Origin of the sequence: Gracilimonas sp. (assembly GCF_017641085.1) — a bacterium.
In the GTDB taxonomy this organism is placed as follows: domain Bacteria; phylum Bacteroidota; class Rhodothermia; order Balneolales; family Balneolaceae; genus Gracilimonas.
In genome coordinates this window covers 177773-201930 of the sequence record NZ_JAEPPI010000002.1, presented here as the reverse complement: position 1 = coordinate 201930, position 24158 = coordinate 177773, and the positions used below count along the sequence as shown (strand labels likewise).

Sequence of the window (24158 nt, the reverse complement as noted above, 5' to 3'; positions counted from 1 at the left end):
ATTATGTGTTACCGACTTCAGGGTGGTGACAGCAAATTTACGGTTCGCTGGTGGATGCTCCCTGACCATATTTCAGGGATTACACATAATAGCCGTTTGTCGAGTGTAATAAATATTGATCAGCTTTGCGTTACCTAAGTATTAAAAATCCCGGATTCTAATATTGCTGACTCAGAGAGTTGGCCTCTTGATAAAAACTTATCATTAAGTTTTTACTGCTTATGCCATTAAAAAACCCCGGCCTGTTTATCTAAGCCGGGGTTAAAGTCTATCCAATAAGTAAACTTATTCAGGGAGTAATCACCAGTTTACCCCTCGTGTGCAGCGATTCAATTTTCTGAAGTGCTTCACCGGCTTCTTCTAAAGAAAAAGTATCGGTGACCGGTACGGTAATTTTACCACTGTCGGCAAGCACGGTGATATGCTCCAGCTGTTCGGCATTAGGTTCAACAAACACGTATTTAAACTCAATGTCATCGCTGATTTCAGGATTGCTGTTGGTTATGGAAGCCACTTTTCCGCCCTCTTTCAGCACGCCGGTTTCCATAACCTGGCTAAAGGAGTCGCCCCGGGAGCAATGGAAAATCAAATCCACTCCATCGGGTTGAGCTTCTTTCACGGCTTCGCCAACATGATTGTCGTTATAATCAATGGTGATGTCGGCACCGAGCTCCTTCATATACTCATGGTTGGATTCACTCGCTACTCCAATCACTTTTGCTCCTACCGATTTTGCCAGCTGAATGGCCAGGGTTCCTACTCCACCGGAGGCTCCTAAAATGAGTAGAGTTTGCCCTTCTTTCAGTTCTCCGAAATCAAAAATGGATTGGTATGCCGTTAACCCTACTAAAGGAATTCCTCCGGAGGCCTCCATGGAAATATTGGTTGGCCGTTCTGCAAGGTAGGACTCGGGCAAGCTTATATACTCAGCATAGGTGCCGTGTTGAATTTTTGGTCGCCGGGCATAAGCATATACTTCATCTCCGGTGCTAAATCGACTTACGGAGTGACCGGTTTCTTCCACAACTCCTGCCACATCCCAGCCGGGCACAAGGGGAAATTCACCGGGGATGGCATCTTTCAGCATGCCCCTTACAACGGCGGCATCCACAGGGTTTACACCGGCCGATTTCACCCGTACTAAAACTTCGCCTTCACCCGCTTCAGGCTTGGGCAATTCTCCGGTAGTTACATTGGTTAGCTCTCCGTACTCTTCTATAAAAGCAGCGTTCATTTGTTCGCTCATAATCTCTTTTTGATGAATGTTTTTCAATTGGACTTCCAAAACGTGAGATAGGAGAAATGCATTCCTGTTTTAACAGCAACTTTTGGAGGGCGGATAACATTTGCAAGCCATGCCCCATGCCCTTACTATAAGATAGGTTTAACAGCTAAATACCTTGTCATGAAGCAATGCCTGCCTCTCTTAGTCATAGTCTCTTTGTTCTTTGTTGATTGTTCTAAAAACAGCACCGGACCTGACATACCGGAGTTGTCGGATATACTGCTGGAAGAGAATGTGACGGTAAATCCTTCGGGATATGCTCCTTTAACGGCTATGATAAATATTGAAACCCAGGTACCTGTAACAATCAGGATTGAAGTGATGGGCAAGGACGAGCACTCCGGAATCTATCATGCCATTGAAGGTCACCGGACAATGCATGAATTACCAGTTTTAGGTTTATATGCAAACTCCAAAAATATAGTGAGGCTAACTTTTTATGGTAATGATTGGAAGGAAATTGGCTCAAAAGAATACTCTGTAGAAACGGAAGCACTCTCGCCAGATATGCCTCAGGTAGAGATTGATGTTGCAAGCCTTTCTCAGATGGCAGAGGGTTGGACATTTGTGAGCTATTTTGGATTTGAGAAAGGCGGTACGGCAAATCCTCAGCGACCTTTTATTTTTGATGCAAATGGTGATATAAGATGGTATCTGGATTACTCAACCCACCCGGTACTGGGGTCTTTATTTTATGATGACGGTATGGAGCGGCTTCAAAATGGGAACCTGTATTTTGGAGATGGAAGTTCCGATAAAATTTATGAGATTAATATGTTCGGAGATGTTCTTAACAGCTGGGACATGCCCGGGTATGGATTTCATCATGAGGTTACAGAAAAGCCGGATGGTAATTTCATTGCCACGGTTAATAAATTGGGGGCGGATACCATTGAGGATTATTTGATTGAGATAGACCGGGAGAGTAATGAAATTACCACAGTTTGGGACCTGAATGTGTCTCTGCAGTATTCCCGCCGCACCCTTACCAACGACGACGAGGATTGGTTTCATGCTAATGCCGTAGAATATAGCGAGGCCGACGATTGTATAATTGTTTCAGGGCGTACACAAGGAGTGGTAAAGCTTACAAGGGAGAATGAGGTGGTGTGGATTATGAGTCCCCATCGTGGATGGGCAACATCGGGGCGTGGTGAAGACCTGAACCAATACCTGTTACAGCCACTGGATGCAGAAGGGAATCCCATTAATAGCATAAACGTGATGGACGGTTTCTATAACCATGCTGATTTTGAATGGAATTGGTATCAGCATGCCCCTCAGCTTATGCCCAACGGAAATATCATGCTGTTCGACAATGGCGATAATCGAAACTACAGGAGCAGCGGACCCTACAGCAGGGCAGTAGTGTACGAAGTTAATGAGTCGGATATGACCATACAGCAGGTCTGGCAATATGGCAAAGAACGGGGAGCTGAAACGTACTCTCGAATTGTATCAGATGTGGACTATGATCCGGGTTCCGGCCATGTTTTCTTTTCGCCCGGTGCTGTCCATAACTCCAAAACGTACGGTAAGGTAGTAGAAGTTGATTACCTGAGTGGAGATGTTTTGTTTGAGGCAACGATTACGCCCCCTGCTCCTCTGTTTATAATCACATTTCACCGAACAGAAAGGATGAAGATCTATGCCGACTAAGAGCTTACCGCTGAAAACTAACAGTTATCGTTAAAGGGAATAGGAGGTTACGACTTTCCACCGTTGTCCGTCATGCTTAAGCAGGTAAAGAGCATCGGCCGTAAACGAATTTTCAAAAGTTCGGCTCTTAAACTCCTTCCATGCCTTATAGAAATTCTTTTTTGTGAGATCTTTGAATGCTAAGGTGAGGTGCGGATGATAGGGGCGCTCGTCATAGTTGTAGTTGAAAAGCCCGGTATTAGAGCGGGCCAGCTCTTCCAATTGTTTTTGCATATCCATAAGGGCATCCGATTTCTCAACATCAATAAAAATAACGCTGGGCGGAAAGGTTGAAAAATTGTTGAGCCGGATTTCAAATGGTTGAAACGACTGGGTGAACACTTCGAGCAGGGAATGCAGTTTGTCTTCGTTTTGATCTTCCAGCCGAAAAGGGCTCAGCAGGGTGATGTGTGGCGGTGCATTCAGGGAATGCGAGCTGTCGAATTTCTCCTTTACTTCCAGCTTCAGCTCCTGAACTTCATCCTTCAGCGGACTTGGAGGAATGAGCGCAATGAAGTAGAGTTGGTTCATGATGGATGATAGATGTTAGATTTGAGATGTAAGATATAAGATCGGTGGTGAGGTATGTCTTAAATCTTATGTTTTACATCTCAAATCTCAAGTCTATTATATCTCTCCTTCAACAGATAATTCCCCAAGTTCCCGATACTTCCTTCATGAGTGTGATTCAATTCCGTAGGGGGGGCAAAGCTTCCGTCTTCAATTTGCTGTGCTACTTTTTGATAGGCATCTCTGAATGGCACTCCTTCTTTAACGAGCTCGTTTACCGCTTCCACAGAAAAGATCAGCTTATATTTCGGGTCATCGAGAATGTTATGATTTACCTCCATCTGTGCAGCTGCATATTCGGTGATGAACAAACAGTTCTTCAGTTCTTCGATAGCCGGGAACAGCTGCTCCTTCAATATCTGGAAATCGCGATGATAGCCGGAAGTCAGGTTAGTGGTAGCCATCATAATTTGATTGGGCAATGCTTTCAGCGCGTTGGTTTTGGCGCGGATCAGTTCAAACACATCCGGGTTTTTCTTATGTGGCATGATGCTGGAACCGGTCGTGAGTTGGTCGGGCAGCTTCAGGAATTGAAAATTCTGACTGTTGTAAAGGCACACATCGGCAGCAAGTTTGTTGAGGGTTCCCGCCAGCCCGGCCATGGCAAAAGACAAAGTCTGTTCTGTTTTGCCACGCCCCATTTGGGCATACACGGAGTTAACGTTCAACCCTTCGAAGCCAAGCAGATCGGCCGTCATTGTTCGATCCAGTGGAAAGGATGAGCCGTAACCGGCAGCCGAGCCGAGCGGGTTCCTGTTGATGATATGATAAACGGATTCAAGCAAAGCCAAATCATCGACCAGGCTTTCGGCATAGGCGCCAAACCACATCCCAAAGCTGGAGGGCATCGCAGCCTGGGTGTGCGTGTAACCCGGCAGCAGAACTTCTTTGGTGGCTTCACTTTGCTTAATGAGGGTGTGAAACAACGTTCCGGAAAGTCCGGCAATTTCTTTTATTTGATCACGGAGGTACAGGCGGATATCCACCAACACCTGGTCATTTCGCGAGCGGCCTGCGTGAACTTTCTTACCAATATCACCCAACTTGCGGGTCAGCATTAATTCAATTTGTGAATGAACATCTTCCACGCCATCCTCGATTTCAAACCGGCCGGCTTCGATCACTTCATTCAGAATCCGGTTCAGTTCTTTCGTCAGGATTTCGAGCTCGTTCTTTTCCAGCAGCCCTACCGACTCCAGCATGGCGATGTGAGCGAGGGTTCCCTGCACATCATACCTGGCAAGTTCGAGATCCAGATCTCGGTCTTTGCCCACCGTAAATTTCTCGATGAACGCATCGGTTTGAATTCCTTTTTCCCAAAGTTTCTTGTCAGGCATTTTTCCGTTTTTATAGTTCAGCGTAAATATTAATTAGCTTAAATAAGCTAATATGTAAATATGCAAAAGCATTTTCTTCGTTTAGAACGTCTGGAAGTCGATTTTATCATCTAATCCGTTATAGAAACTACCGTATGTTCCACTGGTCTAAAAGGGATATGTACGTATTGATTCCATTTCTGATTTCTTCCAGCTTAATATATTCATCTGCAGTATGAGATCGGCGGGTATCTCCGGGACCGATTTTCACACTGTCGAACGGCATGTGAACCTGGTCCGACATCGTTTTTGATCCATAGGTTTTGAGTCCCAATTCTTTTGCCCTCTGAATTACCGGATGGCCAGACTCCACACCCGAAGCATTCAGATTGGTGGACCGGGGAGTTACTTCACAATCCACATGTTTCCGGATCAGCAGCACAACTTCTTCGTTCGTGTAAAATTCATTGGGGCGAACATCCACCACAAACCGACATTCATCAGGCACCACATTATGCTGACTTCCCGCCTCGATCATTGTCACGGTCATGTTTATAGGACCCAGTACTTCCGATACTTTTTCAAACTGGTGAGAACGAATCCAATCAATATCTTTCAGGGCTTTATAGAGAGCATTCTCGCCTTCATTTCGGGCAGCATGTCCGCTTTGGCCATGACTCACACAATCCAAAACAATCAATCCACGCTCGGCAATGGCAAGGTTCATAGAGGTCGGTTCGCCCACCACGGCAAAATCAATTTCCGGCAATTCAGGAAGCACAATGGGAACGCCGTTCTTTCCGGAAGTTTCTTCCTCCGCCGAGGCCAGAAAAATCAAATTATATGGCTGTTCTTTTTTGGAGAGAAAAACGAAGGTTGCGAGTAAACTCACCAAAGGTCCGCCGGCATCGTTGCTTCCCAACCCGTAGAGTTTGCCGTCTTCCAAGGTGGGAGTAAAAGGATCTTTAGTCCATTTCGAAGTAGCCCTCACCGTATCATGATGCGAGTTCAGCATGACCGTTAGTTTTTGGGGATCAAAATCAGCCGACCAACTCCAGATGTTATTCCCTTTTCGGTGAGGATCAAACCCAAAGTCCGAAAGTACACCGGAAAGTAAATCAGCTGTCTGATTTTCCTGTCCGCTGTAGGATTGAATGGAAATCAGCTCTTTAAGTAGCTCGGTGGCCTGTTCTGTAAGTTCTTGTATGTTGTTCATGTTTCTACCTTTGTTATCATACTGTTTCAAAAGGAGGAGGACGCTTGAATTATAATGTACTCATTTAATTGACCTGCGATTATCTGCATTATTCAGTCATCCGTGTTCAATCGTCTATCTCAATAAAGTTCATGTCATTCCGGTCAAACGGAGTGCAGAACCGGAATCTCCTGAACTATATCGGAGTTTATTCCTGGAGATCCCGGATCAAGTCCGGGATGACTTAACTTTTATATATCTGCGAAAATCCGTCAAATTTGTGTCATCCGTGTTCAAACAATTATGGTACTTGTATGGGTTGAAGCTAATTCCAACATTTCGACCTCCTCTGTCTCCTCCTTCAAAAGGAGGAGGACGCTTGAATTATAATGTGCTCAATAAATAAACCTGCGATCACCTGCATTATCCTGTCATCCGTGTTTAATCATTTAACTAAGCTCGTTCCTGATTCCGGCTTGGCCACATCTTCAAAACTACGAATGCTCACCTTTATTCCTTTTCTAAGTGCTGAAAATCCCAGATCAAGCTTTGGAATCATGCCATCGGTAATAATACCCCCATCTTTCAGGTATCGGTAAAGCAGCAGGTTCATTTTTGTGATCAGTTTTCCATTGTTCATCACTCCGGGCTGTTCGAAGCAATACAAGAGTTCCGTCTCGAAGTCCTTGCTCAGAGCCGTTGCCACCGATGATGCAATCGTGTCCGCATTGGTATTGAGTATATGGCCCTTTTGGTCGTGTGTAAGTGGAGCCAGAACCGGTACCACGCCGTTATCCAAAAAATAGGATAGCCATTCGGTGTGAATGGTTTCCACATCACCGACCCAGCCAAAATCTACCGGTTTGGAATTACGTTTTTTGGCAGGGATGATGTTCAGGTCGGCCCCGGAAAGACCCACCGCTTTTGCTCCAAACGACTGAAGTTTCGCAACAATCTTTTTGTTAACCAGTCCGCCATAAACCATAGTGATTACCTCCAGTGTTTCCGCATCGGTAATTCGCCTGCCCTCAATCATATTCGGTTTGATGCCGAGCCGTTCTCCCATTTTGGTGGCAATGGATCCGCCTCCATGAATCAAGATTTTCGGACCTTTAACAGAAGCAAAATCATTCAGAAAGTGATCCAGCTTTTGATCATCGTCAATTACCTTCCCACCAATCTTAATAACTTTCAGTGACTTCATTTCAGTTCCTCCAGAATGTGTCTCAAAACTGTCTGCATGGAGTAAATCCGGTTAGTGGCTTCGGGAATCACCAGACTGTTTTTACTATCAATGACAGCATCTTCTACGATTACATTTCGGCGAACAGGCAGACAATGCATAAATTTGGCATTGTTGGTGATCTTCATCTTTTCGGCCGTTACCATCCAGTTTGGATCTTTGGAGAGCACTTGCCCATATTGTGAATAGCTGCTCCAGTTTTTGGCATAGATGAAATCAGCTCCTTCAAAAGCATTTTTTTGACTGTACTCCACCCGGGCATTACCAACGGCTTCATCTACCAGTTCATAGCCTTTAGGGTGAGTGATTGTCAGATCAAAATCAGCGGCTTGCATCCATCGGGAAAAGGAATTGGCTACGGCCTGGGGCAATGCTTTCGGATGTGGCGCCCACGCTAAAACCACTTTGGGTTTATCGACGGTTTTATGTTCTTCTATGGTGATTAGGTCGGCCAGTGCCTGAAGTGGATGCCCGGTTCCCGACTCCATATTAATAACCGGGGCAGGGCAGAATTTTTTGAACGATTCCATTACCTGCTCGCTGTAATCATCTTCGCGATTTTCCAGCTTGGCAAAAGCACGAATGGCAACGACATCGAAGTAGGAGCCGATTACGGCAGCAGCTTCACGGATATGTTCGGCTTTGTCAGAATCCATTTTGACTCCATCCTCAAACTCAAGCTGCCAGCCCTGGCTTCCAACATCCAGTACCGCCGTTTGGAGCCCAAGGTTGAAGGCCGCTTTTTGAGAACTTAATCGCGTTCGCAGGCTGGGGTTCAGAAAAATGAGGCACATGGATTTATCCCGGCCCAGCTCTTTATAGACATGAGGATTTTTCTTGATTTCCAGAGCGTCTTTTACAAGCGCCGAAAGGTTTTGAACATCTTTTATAGACAGGAATGATTTCATATTAGATAAATTGGCTTTAGTTGGAGATTTCTGATCAAGCCAGAGATGACTGTCAAATCATGAATAAATAAGGAGTGCGTCATCGCGAGGAATCTCGTTCTATGGATTTGGTATATGATGTATATTGACGTGGCGATCTTCCTGAAAAACCTGCCTTCTCTGTACAAGGAGATTGCTTCGTTTGACAGCCTGATCTTTTCTCATAGGCAAGGGCTCCTCGCAATGACTGATACTTCATTTCAGAACCTCCTTCAAAGCTTTGATTAATTCATGGCATTCTTCTTTCCCAATACTCAGGGGAGGAAGTAAACGAAGAACTTTTTTATTGGAAGAAGAACCAGTGAAAATGTGATGTTTGTATAGTAACTCTTTTCGCCATTCGGCAACCGGCTGATCAAACTCCACACCTATCATCAGCCCAAATCCGCGTACGTCCTGAACTTTTGAAAGCTTTGTCAGTTCCTGTTTCAGGTACGTGCCCAGTTGTTCTGCGTTCCTCATCAGGTTCTCCTGCTCCAGCACCTCCAGTACTGCAAGGGAAGCGGCACAAGCCAGGTGATTCCCGCCAAAAGTGGTGCCCAGCATCCCGAAAGAAGCTTCAAACTTAGGATGAAATAACACGCCACCAACCGGAAACCCATTGCCCATGCCTTTCGCCATGGAAATGATATCCGGTTCAACCCCAAAGAGCTGATGGGCGAAAAACTTTCCGGTGCGCCCAATTCCGGATTGGACTTCATCGAGAATGAGAACCGTTCCGGTTTCATTACAAAGGGTACGCAGGTGGTGCAAGAATTCCGGAGACGGACTTTCAATACCTCCCACACCTTGAATGCCTTCGATGATTACCGAACTGATGTCTTCCTGCTTCAAGGCTTTTTCAACGCCCTCAAAATCATTGAATTCAAATCGCAGAACTTCCGCTCCTTCATTTACCGGGAAAACAATGTTTGGGTTGTCGGTAACGGCTACCGCCAGCGAGGTTCTCCCATGAAAAGCTCCGTTGAAAGCCATGATTTTCTTTCGTCCGTTGTGAGCCGAGGCTACTTTCAGCGCATTCTCATTGGCTTCGGCCCCGGAATTGCACAGGAATAAATTCCAGTTTTCATAGCCCGAAAGTTTGCCCAGCTTTTGAGCCAGCTCCTGCTGAATGCCAATGGGCACAGAGTTGGAGTAGAAGCCAATTTCATTCAGCTGAGCAGTTACCCGATTCAAATAGTGCGGGTGTGAATGGCCGATAGAAATCACGGCATGACCGCCATAGAAATCGAGGTATTTTTGTCCGGCGGCATCATACACATAGCTTCCTTTTGCTTTTACCGGCTCAACATCAAACAGGGGATATACTTGAAACAGGTTCATCAGAATGCGGTGGCTTTGAGGTTAAGTCCGAGCGTCTCATCCAGCCCAAACATCAGGTTCATATTTTGCACAGCCTGTCCGGAGGCCCCCTTCAGTAAATTATCGATCACACCGGAAATCAAAACCTGCCCGTCTTCTGTTTGAACATGAATCAGGGCTTTGTTGGTGCTTACCACACGCTTTACGTCTGGTGAGGAATCCGAAACAGTTACAAATGGATGGCCGGCGTAGTATTCTTTGAAGAGTTTTTTGATCGTATCAGCCGATTCATCCAGCTCCAAATAGCAGGTAGCGAGGATTCCCCGGGTAAAGGCTCCGCGCATCGGGATGAAATGAACCGGTTGATGAAAGCCTTCCTGAAGCTGTTCCAGGCTCTGCTTTATTTCTCCCAGGTGCTGGTGTTTCAGTGGTTTGTAGATGGACGCATTGTTACTTCGCCAGCTGAAATGGGTGGTATCGGTAGGGTTTTGTCCGGCGCCCGTGCTCCCTGTGATGGCCGTTATATGAACCGGTTTGTTGAGTAAGTTCTTGCTTGCCAGAGGGAGCAGGCACAGCTGAATGCAAGTTGCAAAACAACCGGGGTTAGCAATGTAGCTGGTTGTTTTGATGATATCACGATTCAGCTCAGGCAGCCCGTAAATAAAATCATGTTCGCCTTTGATGCGATAGTCTGAACTTAGGTCAATAACTTTGGCTGACTGAGGCAGGGTATTTCCTTCAACAATCGCTTTGGACTTTCCATGGCCCGAGCAAAGGAAAACCACATCTGAATGCTGAGATAATTCGGAATCAAATTTCAGATTTGTATCCCCTTCCAGGTCAGGGTGGGCTGTATAGAGAAATTCCCCGTTATGACTTCGGCTCACAACACTCAGTAATTCCACTTCCGGATGAAGAAGTAAAATTCGGATCAGTTCTCCGGCCGTATATCCGGCTCCGCCAATAATGCCTGCTTTAATCATGGTTCTGTATTTTTTGTTGGATGAGCATGGAATTGGCCAGGATTTTGGTGAACCCTTTTACATCTTCACCACTCCAGGCGTTGTTCATTTCTCCGTACTTCCCGGCTTTACTGCCCATAAGATCATTTTCAGATTCAATGCCTTCCAGCTCAAATCGTTTGGGCCCCAGTTTTACAAAAACGTTACCGGAAACGGTTTTTTGGGTGTCTTCGAGAAAAGTCTCGATGTTGCGCATCACCGGGTCCAGGTATTGCCCTTCGTGCATCAGCATGCCATACCATTCTGCCAGCTGGTCTTTCCAGTACAGCTGCCATTTTCCCAATGTATGCTTCTCCAAAAGCTGGTGCGCTTTGATGATGATCATAGGAGCGGCGGCCTCAAACCCCACGCGGCCCTTAATCCCAATAATGGTATCACCAACGTGGATGTCTCTCCCGATACCGCAAGGTGCAGCGAGTTCGTTCAGTTTTTTAATTACTTCGACCGGGGTTAACCGTTCACCGTTAATTGTTGTTGGTTCACCTTGTTCAAAACCGAGCTTAACCTCTAACGGATCAGGATTAACGAACTCCGTTGGCCAGGCTTCATCAGGTAGTGCCTTGTGGGAGGTCAGCGTTTCGGCTCCTCCCACCGAGGTTCCCCAAAGTCCTATGTTGATGGAGTATTTAGCCTTTGCCCATTCCTGGTCAACACCATGAGATTTCAGGTATTCCACTTCTTCTTCACGGCTCAGTTTCTGATCGCGGATGGGAGTGATGATCTCGAGATCGGGAGCCACGACCTGAAATACCAGGTCGAAGCGAACCTGATCATTCCCGGCACCTGTGCTGCCGTGAGCGATGGCATCGGCACCAATTTCTTTGGCATATTCAGCGAGAGCCACCGCCTGGAAAACGCGTTCGGCACTCACCGAAAGCGGGTAGGTATGATTCTTCAGCACATTACCAAAAATGAGGTACCTGATGCCTTTTTGATAGAATTCATTTTCTACGTTCAGCATCACGTGGTTTTTAATGCCCAGGTTGTCGGCCTTTTCAGCCAGGGCTTGTTCTTCGGATTCATTAAAACCACCGGTGTTTATGGCAGCAGTATGAACTTCATAGCCATGTTTTTTCGCCAGCCAAATAGCACAATAGGTGGTGTCGAGTCCGCCACTGAAGGCAAGTAAAACTTTTTTCTTTTTATTCATGATTGAACCGTATTTGAATTAAGAATTGTCATCGCGAGGAGTACAGATGCCGAAATGATTTTACCATTTCCTTTCGACGTGGCGATCTCCTTGAAATACCTGGAATCTTGTTTCCGGAAGATTGCCACGTTGTTATGCTTCTCGATTGTGCGATCGAAGACCGGGCTCCTTTTAATGTCAGCTTTGGATGAGTTCATAGAAATAACTTCAAAGGGTTAATGATTTTTTTAATGAAAGATGCGGTCTTCAACCTCACCGAGCGGTGAAATTTCTGAATATTCTGAGCTCGCTCTGCCTTTGGCTTCGTATTGGGTCTTTCGGGATCAAACAGCATTCCCGTGCACATGCAATTCTTGCGCTCATTGCGGGTCAGGATGTCGTAGTTCGGGCAGCTTTGGCATCCGCTCCAGAAGGTCTCATCCTGGGTCAGCTCCGAGAACGTAACCGGTTTGTAGCCAAGGTCGGAGTTGATCTTCATTACCGGCAGGCTGGTGGTTATTCCGAATAATTTTGATTCCGGGTATTTCTTTCGGGAAAGCTCAAATGCTTTAGCCTTTATCTTTTTGGCGATTCCCTGTCCGCGATAGTCCGGGTTTACAATCAGCCCGGAGTTGGCCACATATTTTTTGTTCTCCCAAATTTCGATGTAGCAAAAGCCGACCAGCGTTTCCCCGTCCAGGGCTATCACCGAGTTTCCATTTCTGATTTTCATGGTAATGTACTCGGGTTTACGCTTGGCAATTCCGGTGCCGCGCTGGCGGGCAGCCACTTCGATCATGGCACAAATGTCATCGGCATAAGCAGTATGAGGCTCGGAAGCGATATGAATCTTTACGGACATGTTGGTAAATAAATAAAGTGAATTAGGGAATGAATAGACTTCTGTCGGGTAGAAGAAGTTATAGGTTAGGATCTCGCGGTTGTAAGATGAGAGCTGCTATGAAGCAGCTATAAAAATATGATTACCGCCGTCGGAGGGGCCGCCGGAGTGTGGTAAAATTGATCCTATGTGCGCATAAAATTTGCATGGCTCTAATGTAATCAATGCAGCAGCTTTAAAACAACCCCTGAGATAGATTTTAACATTTGGGAAGAGTTCTGCTGATTTCTTCCTTTAATCCATCTCTCCAATCCGTTGCTGAAGGTACTCCGCATTATAGTAAAGCAGAGCATAGCCTTCTTCGGTGATGTGTTTTCCCCGCTGGGCACTTAACTCATTGAGAAAAGCATTCAGCACGTTACCTGCCTGCTTGGGCTTATTCCTTTCAAGATGTCGTTCTACATTTCGTAGTTTAACATCCAGGCTGTTACAAATCCCCTTGTTGGTAATCCATCCCAGTTCTTCACAAGAACGCCGGCGAAAGGTTTGGAGGGTGTCGGTAAAATCCTGTAGGCTCAGGGAGGAGTCGGGGAGCCAAGGGCCGAGGGTATTGACAGATATAGAATTAGTTTGAATGTCCTCTTTATGTTCTTCATCGGTTGCATTCAAACTTACAGCAGGAGGAATATCGTTAAATGATTGTGCATATAAGTTTGAAATACCTACTAAAGATTCTGTAGAAAAAGAAAAAAACAGGCTATCTCCTGGAGCTAATGAAAAATTGCCTTTTTCGAGTCCGTCCACAGTAAGGCTTAAAACTTCATATCTGGAATTAAAGAAGTCTCTGTTTTTTGGAATTGATACCTTTCTAAAAATTGAAAATGGAGGTTTAATATGTACATCTTCAATTTTCTTCAGACTGTTATCCTTATTAAAAATATTGTATTGAAAAACAAATTCTCCACTTTCTTTTTTGATGTCAGCATTTACTAAAAAAGAAAACCCTTTTCTATCGAATTGAGAGAGAGTAAGGTTTTTTTGTTGTACTTTTTGAGTTAGTTCATAGTTTATACCATCCCATTTTAAAAGATAGTATAAATCATTTGAGTCATCTTCATCTTCGTCATAATAGTCGTAAGTCATGACTTCAAAGATGCCGTCTCCTTCAAAGTCGGGGTAAAAAATAACATCTCCCCCGGCATAAATTTTTGGCCTTCCTCTTTCATCAAGCTTATTAATGATTTGTCCAGTATTTCCGTCCCAAGAAACAATCCACAAAAATGAGCCCCGCGGGTTCACTCCCAATTTCCATCCAAAAATCAGTTCAACTTTACCATCCCCATTCAATTCTCTTGACCCTAAAAAATGTCTGTAGGTAGATCCTGCTAAAATCGGGTCTGTATTCCAAATAAGAACTCCATTCTCATAAACTCCAATCAGCCCATGTTTTATAGATGAACCTGAAGCCATAACTAAGTAGGTTCCAGTCAAGGTGTTATATGGGTCTTGATAAGCGTATGTATTGCGCCCATCAAAAGCTTCCACATCTACCAAAAAGGAAATATCGTATTTTGAATCCAGTTCTGATTTCACTTGTTGTTTGATGTCATCTATGGTTTGTCCATAACTGGCAATTGTTACAAAAAGCGAAAGAATTAAACTTAGAGTAAATTGTTTTTTCATGGGTTTTGGGGTAAAAAGTTCTTGATGTTTTTATAGATACTAGAACTATATTCACGTTTACTATTCCAGTTTGAAACAAGTTCAAACCACACCTGTTCATATCCTTTTTCCCAGTTGGAATCCGCAATTTCGTTTAGGAGTTCATTATATTTTACCATAGCTACTCTGAAATTAGTCTCTACTTCGTTCAGTTTTTCAGGAAGTTCAGTTCTGGGATAATTTGCTCCTCCAGATTTGATGGATAAAATCCCCGTAGTATATAACACTTGAAAATAACCATATGAACTGGCTATTCTTGTCTGTGCATATAAATTATCAAGCCCACCTCTCCAATCACTTTTTAAATATGCAACTAAAGAATCATTTGCCTGGGAGTATACTTCTTCAACTTCAAGATCTTTATTCTTTTCCCTTACGGCTCCAATAATATCCTCATAAACTTCTCTTGGCTGACTATAATAAAATTGTAACCGACTAGAGGTATCTTTCTTCTTGTAATAAGAATTCCATTCTCCAGATGGAGAGGAACCTGAAATAGAGGAATATTTATTAACCATTTTCCAAATTGTAACCGGATTAGAAGGATAGGTCTGTTTTTCTGTATACAAATGCACAGGAACTGCAACTCCTGATCCCATTGAACCAGACGATACACTAAAGTCATTATCCTCCCATTCCTTTTTTAAGACGTAGTCATCTTGAATGTCTCTTAACCACCATTCAACAGTAAATGGTTCGTATAAGTAGCCTGGAGTAAATCCTTCTCCAACTCCAGCGCCAAAGTCTTCAGTATATACTTCTCCACTTATATGAGCTTTCAATAATTGCGGCGGAATCCCATACTTTCCGGCATTGGCAATGATGAGGGAATCCACGTTGATTACCTGATCGAAAACATCTCTGGCTTTCGCATACATATCTCCCAGCTTATCCGGCTTCACCACTTTAATTTCCAATTCTCCCACTCGGTTTCCAGAAGAGGCTTTCAATCTCACGTTGTACGCCTTCCCGTTTTCCCAATACCGCCCTATGACACGCACGATTCCATCAGGTAAGTCCTGAACGGTTATGGAACCATTATTATCAATTATAGCCCGCTTCCGCTCCCAATATACTCCCGACTTGCCACCGGAAATCACTTCAATTAGATCGTCACCCGAAAAACCATCTGCTAAACCATCGGAAGGCAAGGTTAGGGGATCTTCTGATTGTGGATCAACTTCCAATTCTTTGATCAGCAGGTTGGTGCTATCATCAGGGTCTTGAATAGCATAAAAGTATTTTGATTCGCCCAACAAAATTTCAGTAGAACTGCTGCCTATCGTAAACTCAAAGCAATTTACAAATACTCCATTCCTGGAAACATAGGCTTCGGTTAACCCGCAGTAAGGATCGGATGCGATGTTGCTTACTGTTTTCCCCGGGAATATTGCTTGCACGGTTTCTTCAACTTCAGAGGTGTCATAGCCCTCGGGTTTGGCTTTCCCAAGCGTAAGCCCTTTTTTGAATTCCCCCATTACCCGTAGCTTGAATTTTTTGCCTTGGGTCTCCGGGCGGTTAAGTACCAAAATGTCAGTCCCTGCGTCATCGTACAAGGCCTCACTTCCATCGGGATACCCGTCCAAAAGTGCAACAAATTTTTCCTGAGACGAATTAGATAAGGCTACAGAGGGTACATCATAGAGCTCCATGCGGTACGAAAAATCAAAAAGAAAACCGGATAATAAAAGGAGAACGGACCTGAGACTGCCGACTCAATCCCGGGATCATGAGTTTTCTGACCGTTTGGTTTTATCTCAAGTTTATCTTTAATCACAACCTGTCCCATGGCATTTTGGATAGAAAGGAAAAGAAAGATCGTAAACCCCAAAAGAACGATTTTTGAATAAACTTGTATCATAAAGCTCGTATTTATTAGAGTACCCACCTAAAGAGAGGAAAAACAAACGGGCTTGTTACAGTTTTAGTTAATCATTTTTGTTCCGGAATGATATGTCGGCTAAAAAGAATCCTGAATGGTTACTCTTACGGGAACGAAAACCTGCTAAACTTTCATTTTACATGCACTATTCATTAAGAGAGCAACAGCTTTTTAACAGAAAAAGCAGAAGAGCCGGACATCCCATCCGGCTCTTTTTTTGTTGAGCAAGCAAGTGAGCATAAATCACACTTTCCTGTTATACTTACCGTTGATATGAATGCCATGAAATTTTTCCAGACCACCTTATTTTCTCTGTTGCTTTTGGGATGCGCTCCGGCGCTTGCCCAGATCCAGTCCGATACCCAGCTTACCGGCAAGGCGGCTTACATTCAGGGTATGGAAGCATTTGAAAACGAGGAGTTTGAAACAGCCAGGGAGTTATTCCTGGAGGCGCGGCGTAATCTGGAAGCACCTTCGGGTGTAAATTACGCACTGGCTGATACCTATCTGCAGCTGGATGACCTTCCTAATGCTGCTCTTTATGGAAAGCAGGCCGTAGAAACCGAGCCGGAAAACAAATGGTACCGCCTCAAGCTGGCCCAGATATATCGAGCAGCAGGCCGAAACCAGGCTACGCTGGATGAGCTAACCACTCTGCTGGACTTTCACCCCGATGATTTTGACGCTCTGTACATGCTCGCCGACACCTATAACGACTATGGTGAGTTTCTGAAATCGAATGAGGCACTGGATCAAATCCTGAAGCTGACCGGGCCCGATATCCAGGTGCTGCTGATGAAATTTAGAAATTTTGAAGCGCTGGCGGTTCCGGATTCGGCCGTGGCTCAGCTGGAAAAGGTGCGCGAAATTGACCCGGATAACCTGGAAATGCTGAATATGCTGGGCGAATATTATGTGAGAAACGGTGAGCGCGATTCAGCCAAAAAAGTATTGTCTGATGCGCTGAACAGAAATGCCCGTGATCCGCAATCACTCATAAACCTGGCCGGCATTTACCTCGACGAACAACGATGGGACAGTGCCGGCACCCTGTTAACGGATTTTATCGGTGACCCACTTATTGAGCCGGTGGACAAAATGAACATCGCCCGGTTTCTGTATTCAAGAGTTCAGCAGGATTCCCAGAACATTCAGCTTAGAATTGAAACCGAGCGTGTCTTAGATACCCTTACCGAAAGTGAATCTGGTTACGGTCCGGCGTTCACCCTTGCTGGAGAGTTTTATGCCCAAACGGCTCAACCCGAAAAAGCTCTTGAGAATCTCGAGCGGGCAAACGAGTTGCTCCCTGAAGATGACATCGCGTGGAGGCAGCGCCTGCAGTTGTTGATGAGTGAGCAAAGGTACGAAGAAGCCATTGAAGTAGGTGAAAAAGCAGATGAGTCGGTTCCGGATGATGCCTTTGTCCAATTTTTTGTGGGCAGTGCCTATATGCTCAACGGTCAAAATCAGAAGGCAGAAGAGTGGTTGGAGAATGCAACCCGCGCCCCGGCTCGCCGCCCATTCAAATCGATTGTGTACAGCACACTGGGAGATGTGAGGGCGAATCTCGAACATCATGAAGCATCGGATGAAGCCTACGAACTGGCCCTGCGCTACGACCCCGAGAACGACAATGCGATGAATAATTACGCGTATAATTTATCGGTTCGGGGAGAGAACCTGGAACGAGCCAAGGAATTAGCACTAAAAGCCATTGAAGTAGCTCCGGAAAATGCTGCTTACCTGGATACCGTAGGCTGGGTTTATTTCAAGCTGGGCGATTACGACCGGGCCAAAAGATTCATTGACGCCTCCATTAAAACCGGGTCGGCCAGCGCAGAAGTATTGGAACATATGGGCGATGTGGAAGAGCAGCTCGGCAATATGGATGAAGCCCGGGACTGGTGGCAGCAAGCATTGGAAAAAGATTCAACCCGAACACATTTGCAGGATAAAATAAATTAGCGTGAAGTTTAGATCCCGTCTTTCACTTATAGCAGTCATGGGCCTTGGGTTTATCATAAGCTCGTGTACTTCAACCCGAACGGTTACCGAAGGGGATTTTACCCGTGTTGAAATCCCCAAAGAAGAAGTGGTATCCCAAATACCAAACTATGCAACCGAACTGGATGCCATAAAAGGCAAGGGAAGGGCTTTGGTGAGTGAGCCGGGGAACAGCGATCGGGTGACCATCGATTTTGAAGCCAATCGGGAGCTGAGTTTACTGACGTTTCAAAACCGGATCGGGATTGAAGGCGGGCAGATGCTGGTGGACAGCGATTCTATACTGATCTATAATAAGCTCGACAAAATCGCTCAAAAGATTTCTATCTATGATGGGCGAATGACCACCCTGAATGAACTCGCTTCCATTAACATCCTGGATCTGCTGAATTTTAAAGTGTATGCGGGGGATGTGCAGTCTGTTTGGGAAAGCAATAATTCCTATCAGCTGAGGTTAAAAAACGGAGCCCGGGTTTTTGTGAATAAGGAAAAAGGCTGGGTTCAGCAGGTAGATCAAACCCGGAGAGGACTGGCTCCTTATTCCCGAATTATTTATGAAAGCTACGGCGAGTTGAATGGATTCACTTTACCAAGAAAAATAACGATCTTTAGCGCAGACGGAGATTCACGGGTCGTGTTTTTGGTGAGAAGCCTCGAAGTAAATCCGGGTAAACTAAATCTGGAAATCGATATTCCTAACGACATTAACATTCAAAGGATATGAAAGCGAAAAGCTGCATCCGCATTATTGGAATTCTGATTTTGGCCCTGCTGATGGGTGCTGAGTCTTTCGCTCAAACGTATCAGGAGAAAAGAGAGGAGCTGCTGAAGCGTCAGGAAAACACCCGAGCCGAGATTAACGTGCTGGAGGCCCGTATCAGGAACTATCAGCAGCGGGTTAGCCAGGCTGAAGAACGATTTGATAAGTCTTTTGAGCAATTTCAGTCATTGAACAACCTGATAGCCCTTCAGGATGATAAAATCCAAAGCCTGCAGCAAGAACAAAGTCAGATTGAAGCTGAAATTGAGCTGACCGAAAAAGAGATCGAGCTTAGAGAACAAGAGCTGGAACAGCTGATCGATAATTACAAGCAGATCATTTTGTATGCCTACAAAAACGGTAGGGCAGGAAACCTGGAGCTGCTACTGACGTCAGAATCCATTAACCAAATGGTGGTGCGGTCGAATTACCTGCAGCGATTTGAGGAGCAGAAGACCAAGCAGGCCGGGCTAATCAGAAAAAACAAGAAGGAGCTGGACCAGGTAAAAGATGATTTGCAGGACAGTTACAAAAAGAACCAGCAGGTAATCAGTGAAATTCGCGAAGAGAAAGAGGAGTTGGGTGATCAGCGCCAGCAGCAGCAGCAGACGGTAGAGAAAATTAAACAGGAACGAAGCACCTGGCTTGAGGAACTTCGCAAAACCCGGCAGGAAAAAGAGAACTTGGAAAGCACGTTCACCAACCTGATTGCTGAAGAAGAAGACCTAAGGGAAGCTGAGAACGAACGTTTACGACGGCTGGAAGAGGCTCGAAATATTGCAGATGCTGCCCGCCGGGCCGATGAAGTAGAGAAATACTCCCGCCCGATAGTGCGTGAAAACTTTGTTAGCGATGAAGTTTTGCTGACCTATGAAAATTCCTTTGCTCAGGCCAAAGGAGATCTTCCGTGGCCGGTAAACAGCAAGACGGTAGCCAAGAAATTCGGCCGTGTACGGAACCCGCTTTATGGAACTGTTACCGAACACCCCGGTATTGATATTGTAGCTGATGCCGCCTCACCGGTAAAGTCTGTATCTGATGGGTATGTATTCCGCATCCAGCCCTTACCCGGTTATGGGGACGTGGTGTTTGTGAAGCACGGTTCTTATTACACCGCATACGGAAACTTAAGCCGCATCGATGTGGAAGTGGGGTCTATTCTTGAGCGCGGGCAGCAACTGGGCTTGTCTGGGACCAGTCAGTCTGAATTAGGTGAAGTTATCTTTTTCCTCGTACGCCGTGGTAACGAGAATTTGAATCCTGAAAATTGGTTGACTGCCAAGTAGTTTTACCTTCTGGTAATTCAGGCGTTAAAAGATATGTTAGCATTGGAATTTGGGGTGCGTTTTTAGGAATTTCAGCTTATCTCAAAAACCCCAATTCAACCACTGCAAAACGTTTTGGATAATTTACCACGGTTTATTTTTTACGCTTCCGGCATTTTAATGATTTCAGCTGCCTTCACGCTCATCTCTTCTGAGTTTTTAAGCATGATCAGTAATCCTACCTATGTAGGCCTGCTTGTACTTTTAGGCTTTGGGCTGGTTTATATGAATTTAGTCTTTCTCTCAGGCCGCCGATTTATGAGGCGTTTACAGGGACCGAATCCCGCCCCTTATGTTTTCGCTCTTTTGGTTGCTGTGGCTCCGTTGGTATGGGTTCAGATTTATGATGCCGGACTGGGAGACTCCAGGCTTACTTTTATGTTTACAGTGATTGTAGCCTGTGGATCGGGGGCTTTTTTCGGCCACCGTGCCGGACTAAAGGCTCAGGCTAAGTTCCAGAAAAACCTGAAAGAATATTTAAATCAGGACGAAAAAACTCCGGACGATTTAAAGCGTTCGCATGATAACCTCAACAAAAATTAAATTTATGAAACCATTTAAAGCTACTGCTCTTTCTCTTCTTTTTATTATTGCTTTTTCAGGATTCGCCCACGCCCAAACACCCGAAATGGAAGTGCTCAGGGAAATCGGAGCGGCTCCATCTGCCGACCGGATTGAAGCCGATATCACGAAACTGGTTAGTTTTGGAACCCGACACACCCTTTCCGACACAACCTCAGATACCCGCGGCATTGGTGCGGCCCGGCGCTGGATTAAGGCTGAATTCGAACGGATCTCCGAAAATTGCGGAGGTTGCCTCGAAGTTTTTTATGTGAGTGATGTTATTGAGGGAACGCGTCGTATCCCGGAGCCTACCAATGTTGTTAACGTGATAGCCATTCAGCGTGGCACTGCTGATCCTAACCGATTTGTGGTGATGAGCGGTGATATTGATTCCCGTGTATCCGATGCGCTGGATGGTGAGTCAGAATCTCCCGGTGCCAATGATAATGCTTCCGGAGTGGCCGGGGTGCTGGAGTCTGCCCGGGTTTTGACGAACTATGAGTTTGAAGGATCTGTCATGTACGCGGCCCTTTCCGGAGAAGAACAGGGCTTGTTTGGAGGTCAGATTCTCGCGGCTCATGCCAAAGAAAAAGGCTGGGATATTAAGGGTGTTTTAAACAACGATATGATTGGAAACATCCAGGGTATTAACCAGGTTATTGATAATACCACCGCCCGGGTTTTTTCTGAAGGAACCCGCTATGTGGAAACGGAGCGGGAGGCAACCATTCGCCGTTATACCGGGGGAGAAGTGGATTCACCGTCACGAAATCTGGCCCGTTATGTAGATAAAATGGCCGATTTGTACATCCGTAATTTAGATGTAATGATGATTTATCGGCTTGATCGTTTTGGGCGTGGAGGACATCACCGCCCGTTCAATGAAGCCGGCTTTCCGGGAGTACGAATCATGGAAACCAATGAAGATTACAACCGCCAGCACCAGGATTTACGCACCGAAGATGGTGTAGAATATGGCGATGTACTGGACGAAGTGGAATTTGATTTCGCAGCCAAACTAACCGGCCTGAATGCCGTGGTTATGGCAGCGATGAGCTGGGCGCCAAGTCCACCGGCAGAAGTAGAAATTGAGGGAGCCGTTCGCCCAAGTACCACCCTTAAATGGAAAGCATTGGACCCTGAGCAAAACCCTCAGCTGGCCGGATATAAAATTTACTGGCGACTCACCGATGCCAACCAATGGCAAAAAAGCGTGTTCGTACCCGCAGATAAAACCGAGCACACGCTGGAGAATGTAGTTATCGATAATTACTACTTTGGGGTAGCCAGCGTATCAGAAGACGGCTTTGAAAGTCCGGTTGTATTTCCGGGTCCTGCCGGCTCTTTCGGTGACTAAGTCATTGTGAATAATAAGAAAATAGCGCAAGCGTCCGCTTGTGCAGTTTTCCATTGGGATGATGTCTCAAAAACCGTAGGTCGGACAGCCTGTCCGACCTACGGTTTATTAGAAACTTGATATCGCTCCGACGTTCAGCGTTGGAGCTTTTTTTATTAACCGATATAGGCCGGTTCAATCACCCGCTCAATATTGATCTTCTTCCCTGTCACTTCTTTAAGCAAGTCAGATTTACGTTCTGCTCCCCAAATCTCCAGGTAAGGCTCTCCCTCGGTACGGATATTCAGCTTGATCTGATCCTTTTCAGAATAAACCTGCAGGTCTTTCACATTCTGGTAGTGACTTCGGTCCAGCCCATCTGCCACCCGAAGAATGCCTGATAGCTTTTTGATTCGCTTTCGAATAGACGGTGGCATTTTCCAGTACTCACCATGTCGTTTTTTGGGGGTTGAACGTCGGTGGTATCGGGCCACATTGGCAATGATCTCAATCTCGTCTTCCTTAAAACCCTTCAAATCAGAATGGCGGATGATGTATAGAGCGTGTTTGTGGTGCTTGGAGTGAGAAATATAGTATCCGATGTCATGGAGATAGCTGGCATATTCCAGCAGTTCACGATCGTTCAAACTGAGGTCAAGTTCATCTTCCAGCGCATCAAAAATAGTGAGTGCCATATTGGCTACATGGCGGGAATGCGCTTCATGCCAGTTAGTTTTTCTAAGCAGTTCAAACACACTGCGTCGCCTCGGATCTGCAAAAGCGCCTGACCACTGTAACCCAATCATGTCTTTCTTCAGGTAGCGGATTACAATCCCTTCGCGCAGCGCCTGGGAAGAAATTTTCACCGTTTTAATGCCAAACTTCCGGATCAGAAAGTCCAGCAACACCACCCCGGTATTGATAAAGCCTACCCGCTTGGTATCGAGTCCGGCTACGTTTTTTCGTTCTTTTTTGGAGAGTGTGATAAACCAGTCATAGAACTTTTTGAATTCTTCAGCCGAAAACTCCATCTCGTTCAGCGTAACATCGATGGACTTATCCTTGCGGGCGGCAATCATCTGCGCAATGTTTTCCATGGTACCCGATGATCCGATAATGGTATCCGTACGGTGCTGGGCAAATGCCTGGGCCACATCCCGGAGTTGTTCTTCATAGTGGGCTTCCAGCTTTTTAATGTCTTCATCGGTAATAGGGTCGGCGGGTTTGAAGATTTCTGTCATCCGGGAAACCCCGATTTTCTTACTGGCCGTGAAAAAGAATTCCTTTTCATTTCCGATCAGAAACTCCACGCTACCGCCACCCACATCAGCCATCAGGACCGGTTCTTCTGTGAGCTTCACTCCATGTCGGACCGCCAGCCCAATCAGCTCGGCTTCAACACGGCCGGGAATGGCATTCATTTTAATACCAATATCATCAATGCTTTTTTGAATGAACTCTCCGCCGTTTTCTGCTTCCCGAATGGCACTGGTTGCGTAGGCCAGAATTTCTTCACACTCGTAGCTGTCAGCCAGTCGCTTGATGTTTCGGAGAGCGGTTAGCCCGCGCTTGAAAGCTCCATCCGAAAGGCGTTTGCCCATTCCGCCTTTGGCAAGCTGAACCATTTCCTTGAGTTTGTCGAGCGTTCGGAAGCTGCCGTCGGAGTAAACATCAACTATAATGGCGTGGAAGGAGTTGGTGCCAATGTCGATGGCGGCGATGCGTTTGATGGGGGCAACCTGGTTGTTACTACTACTGATGATCACGCTAGATAATTGATTTGGAGCTTTGGATTAATCATACACAAAAGATAACCATTTTGATAATGGGGAATGACTGCCATTCTGTAGAAAAAACGGGCAAACACATTGCATGAGTGTTGAAGAGTTTACTATTTGCTCACTTTTAGCATGCAATTATTTACTGCTTTAGCAGTGATAAAGTCTTTTTTAAGGGATTGTTCAGGGCAAATTGCTGTTCAAGTTGTAAAATTACTGTTTAAGCGGTAATTATTTTT

19 protein-coding genes and 1 riboswitch are annotated in these 24158 nt (G+C 45.5%); of the genes, 6 read left to right on the top strand and 13 right to left on the bottom strand.

Features of this window, described 5'->3' with window-relative positions:
• Positions 1-3: 3 nt before the first annotated feature.
• Positions 4-107, bottom strand: a riboswitch (purine riboswitch).
• A gap of 182 nt (positions 108-289) precedes the next feature.
• Positions 290-1246 (bottom strand): NADP-dependent oxidoreductase, encoded by a 957-nt coding sequence (locus JJ941_RS07785; RefSeq protein WP_290963514.1) that lies wholly within the window; start codon positions 1244-1246, stop codon positions 290-292.
• A 159-nt stretch (positions 1247-1405) separates the two neighbouring features.
• Here JJ941_RS07785 and JJ941_RS07780 point away from each other — a divergent pair, with 159 nt between their 5' ends.
• The gene (locus JJ941_RS07780; protein WP_290963512.1) at positions 1406-2944 is read left to right on the top strand and encodes an aryl-sulfate sulfotransferase; all 1539 of its coding nucleotides are present in this window, start codon (positions 1406-1408) and stop codon (positions 2942-2944) included.
• Positions 2945-2974: 30 nt separating this feature from the next.
• Here the strand turns inward: JJ941_RS07780 and JJ941_RS07775 are convergent, their stop codons facing one another.
• The 11 genes from JJ941_RS07775 to JJ941_RS07725 all read right to left on the bottom strand — a co-directional run bounded on the left by JJ941_RS07775 (position 2975) and on the right by JJ941_RS07725 (position 15922).
• Positions 2975-3514 carry a 2'-5' RNA ligase family protein gene (locus JJ941_RS07775; RefSeq protein ID WP_290963510.1) on the bottom strand — a complete coding sequence of 180 codons (540 nt, stop codon included), beginning with the start codon at positions 3512-3514 and terminating at the stop codon, positions 2975-2977.
• A gap of 80 nt (positions 3515-3594) precedes the next feature.
• Entirely contained in the window at positions 3595-4890 is a 1296-nt protein-coding gene (gene argH, locus JJ941_RS07770; protein ID WP_290963508.1) for an argininosuccinate lyase, read from the bottom strand.
• A gap of 127 nt (positions 4891-5017) precedes the next feature.
• Positions 5018-6085: a M20 family metallo-hydrolase gene (locus JJ941_RS07765; protein ID WP_290963506.1), complete on the bottom strand. Its 1068-nt coding sequence runs from the start codon at positions 6083-6085 to the stop codon at positions 5018-5020.
• A gap of 424 nt (positions 6086-6509) precedes the next feature.
• Entirely contained in the window at positions 6510-7268 is a 759-nt protein-coding gene (gene argB / locus JJ941_RS07760) for an acetylglutamate kinase (protein ID WP_290963505.1), read from the bottom strand.
• On the bottom strand, positions 7265-8215 hold the full coding sequence (locus JJ941_RS07755; RefSeq protein ID WP_290963503.1) for an N-acetylornithine carbamoyltransferase: 951 nt from the start codon (positions 8213-8215) through the stop codon (positions 7265-7267). Before JJ941_RS07755 ends, argB begins: the two co-directional genes overlap by 4 nt.
• A 234-nt stretch (positions 8216-8449) precedes the next feature.
• Positions 8450-9577: an aminotransferase class III-fold pyridoxal phosphate-dependent enzyme gene (locus JJ941_RS07750; RefSeq protein WP_290963500.1), complete on the bottom strand. Its 1128-nt coding sequence runs from the start codon at positions 9575-9577 to the stop codon at positions 8450-8452.
• Entirely contained in the window at positions 9577-10539 is a 963-nt protein-coding gene (gene argC / locus JJ941_RS07745) for an N-acetyl-gamma-glutamyl-phosphate reductase (RefSeq protein ID WP_290963497.1), read from the bottom strand. The genes JJ941_RS07750 and argC overlap by 1 nt, the downstream gene beginning before the upstream one ends.
• On the bottom strand, positions 10532-11728 hold the full coding sequence (argG, locus tag JJ941_RS07740; RefSeq protein WP_290963494.1) for an argininosuccinate synthase: 1197 nt from the start codon (positions 11726-11728) through the stop codon (positions 10532-10534). The genes argC and argG overlap by 8 nt, the downstream gene beginning before the upstream one ends.
• Before the next feature lie 193 nt (positions 11729-11921).
• Entirely contained in the window at positions 11922-12569 is a 648-nt protein-coding gene (locus JJ941_RS07735) for a GNAT family N-acetyltransferase (RefSeq protein WP_290963491.1), read from the bottom strand.
• 273 nt (positions 12570-12842) lie between these two features.
• The gene (locus tag JJ941_RS07730; protein WP_290963488.1) at positions 12843-14231 is read right to left on the bottom strand and encodes a hypothetical protein; all 1389 of its coding nucleotides are present in this window, start codon (positions 14229-14231) and stop codon (positions 12843-12845) included.
• A complete protein-coding gene (locus tag JJ941_RS07725; protein ID WP_290963485.1) occupies positions 14228-15922 on the bottom strand; it encodes a hypothetical protein in 1695 nt (564 codons plus the stop codon). Before JJ941_RS07725 ends, JJ941_RS07730 begins: the two co-directional genes overlap by 4 nt.
• A gap of 512 nt (positions 15923-16434) precedes the next feature.
• On the opposite strand from JJ941_RS07725, the gene JJ941_RS07720 reads away from it, so the two are divergent.
• From JJ941_RS07720 to JJ941_RS07700, 5 genes are all read left to right on the top strand, one after another.
• The gene (locus tag JJ941_RS07720; protein WP_290963482.1) at positions 16435-18117 is read left to right on the top strand and encodes a tetratricopeptide repeat protein; all 1683 of its coding nucleotides are present in this window, start codon (positions 16435-16437) and stop codon (positions 18115-18117) included.
• A 1-nt stretch (position 18118) separates the two neighbouring features.
• Entirely contained in the window at positions 18119-18880 is a 762-nt protein-coding gene (locus JJ941_RS07715) for a DUF4292 domain-containing protein (protein WP_290963479.1), read from the top strand.
• A complete protein-coding gene (locus JJ941_RS07710) occupies positions 18877-20202 on the top strand; it encodes a peptidoglycan DD-metalloendopeptidase family protein (protein ID WP_290963476.1) in 1326 nt (441 codons plus the stop codon). Before JJ941_RS07715 ends, JJ941_RS07710 begins: the two co-directional genes overlap by 4 nt.
• Positions 20203-20316: 114 nt before the next feature.
• The gene (locus JJ941_RS07705) at positions 20317-20784 is read left to right on the top strand and encodes a hypothetical protein (protein WP_290963475.1); all 468 of its coding nucleotides are present in this window, start codon (positions 20317-20319) and stop codon (positions 20782-20784) included.
• Between the two features lie 4 nt (positions 20785-20788).
• Positions 20789-22162 (top strand): M28 family metallopeptidase, encoded by a 1374-nt coding sequence (locus JJ941_RS07700; RefSeq protein WP_290963472.1) that lies wholly within the window; start codon positions 20789-20791, stop codon positions 22160-22162.
• A 155-nt stretch (positions 22163-22317) separates the two neighbouring features.
• Here the strand turns inward: JJ941_RS07700 and JJ941_RS07695 are convergent, their stop codons facing one another.
• Positions 22318-23907, bottom strand: coding sequence for a Ppx/GppA phosphatase family protein (locus tag JJ941_RS07695; RefSeq protein WP_290963469.1), 1590 nt, complete (start codon positions 23905-23907; stop codon positions 22318-22320).
• Positions 23908-24158 lie beyond the last annotated feature (251 nt).

What these genes read in the sequence shown, in the direction of transcription:
- JJ941_RS07735 (WP_290963491.1), bottom strand. Translation starts at nt 12,569, where the DNA reads ATGTCCGTAAAGATTCATATCGCTTCCGAGCCTCATACTGCTTATGCC.
- argB (WP_290963505.1), bottom strand. Translation starts at nt 7,268, where the DNA reads ATGAAGTCACTGAAAGTTATTAAGATTGGTGGGAAGGTAATTGACGAT.
- argH (WP_290963508.1), bottom strand. Translation starts at nt 4,890, where the DNA reads ATGCCTGACAAGAAACTTTGGGAAAAAGGAATTCAAACCGATGCGTTC.
- JJ941_RS07710 (WP_290963476.1), top strand. Translation starts at nt 18,877, where the DNA reads ATGAAAGCGAAAAGCTGCATCCGCATTATTGGAATTCTGATTTTGGCC.
- JJ941_RS07775 (WP_290963510.1), bottom strand. Translation starts at nt 3,514, where the DNA reads ATGAACCAACTCTACTTCATTGCGCTCATTCCTCCAAGTCCGCTGAAG.
- argG (WP_290963494.1), bottom strand. Translation starts at nt 11,728, where the DNA reads ATGAATAAAAAGAAAAAAGTTTTACTTGCCTTCAGTGGCGGACTCGAC.
- JJ941_RS07725 (WP_290963485.1), bottom strand. Translation starts at nt 15,922, where the DNA reads ATGGAGCTCTATGATGTACCCTCTGTAGCCTTATCTAATTCGTCTCAG.
- JJ941_RS07700 (WP_290963472.1), top strand. Translation starts at nt 20,789, where the DNA reads ATGAAACCATTTAAAGCTACTGCTCTTTCTCTTCTTTTTATTATTGCT.
- JJ941_RS07750 (WP_290963500.1), bottom strand. Translation starts at nt 9,577, where the DNA reads ATGAACCTGTTTCAAGTATATCCCCTGTTTGATGTTGAGCCGGTAAAA.
- JJ941_RS07780 (WP_290963512.1), top strand. Translation starts at nt 1,406, where the DNA reads ATGAAGCAATGCCTGCCTCTCTTAGTCATAGTCTCTTTGTTCTTTGTT.
- JJ941_RS07755 (WP_290963503.1), bottom strand. Translation starts at nt 8,215, where the DNA reads ATGAAATCATTCCTGTCTATAAAAGATGTTCAAAACCTTTCGGCGCTT.
- JJ941_RS07785 (WP_290963514.1), bottom strand. Translation starts at nt 1,246, where the DNA reads ATGAGCGAACAAATGAACGCTGCTTTTATAGAAGAGTACGGAGAGCTA.
- JJ941_RS07765 (WP_290963506.1), bottom strand. Translation starts at nt 6,085, where the DNA reads ATGAACAACATACAAGAACTTACAGAACAGGCCACCGAGCTACTTAAA.
- argC (WP_290963497.1), bottom strand. Translation starts at nt 10,539, where the DNA reads ATGATTAAAGCAGGCATTATTGGCGGAGCCGGATATACGGCCGGAGAA.
- JJ941_RS07720 (WP_290963482.1), top strand. Translation starts at nt 16,435, where the DNA reads ATGAAATTTTTCCAGACCACCTTATTTTCTCTGTTGCTTTTGGGATGC.
- JJ941_RS07730 (WP_290963488.1), bottom strand. Translation starts at nt 14,231, where the DNA reads ATGAAAAAACAATTTACTCTAAGTTTAATTCTTTCGCTTTTTGTAACA.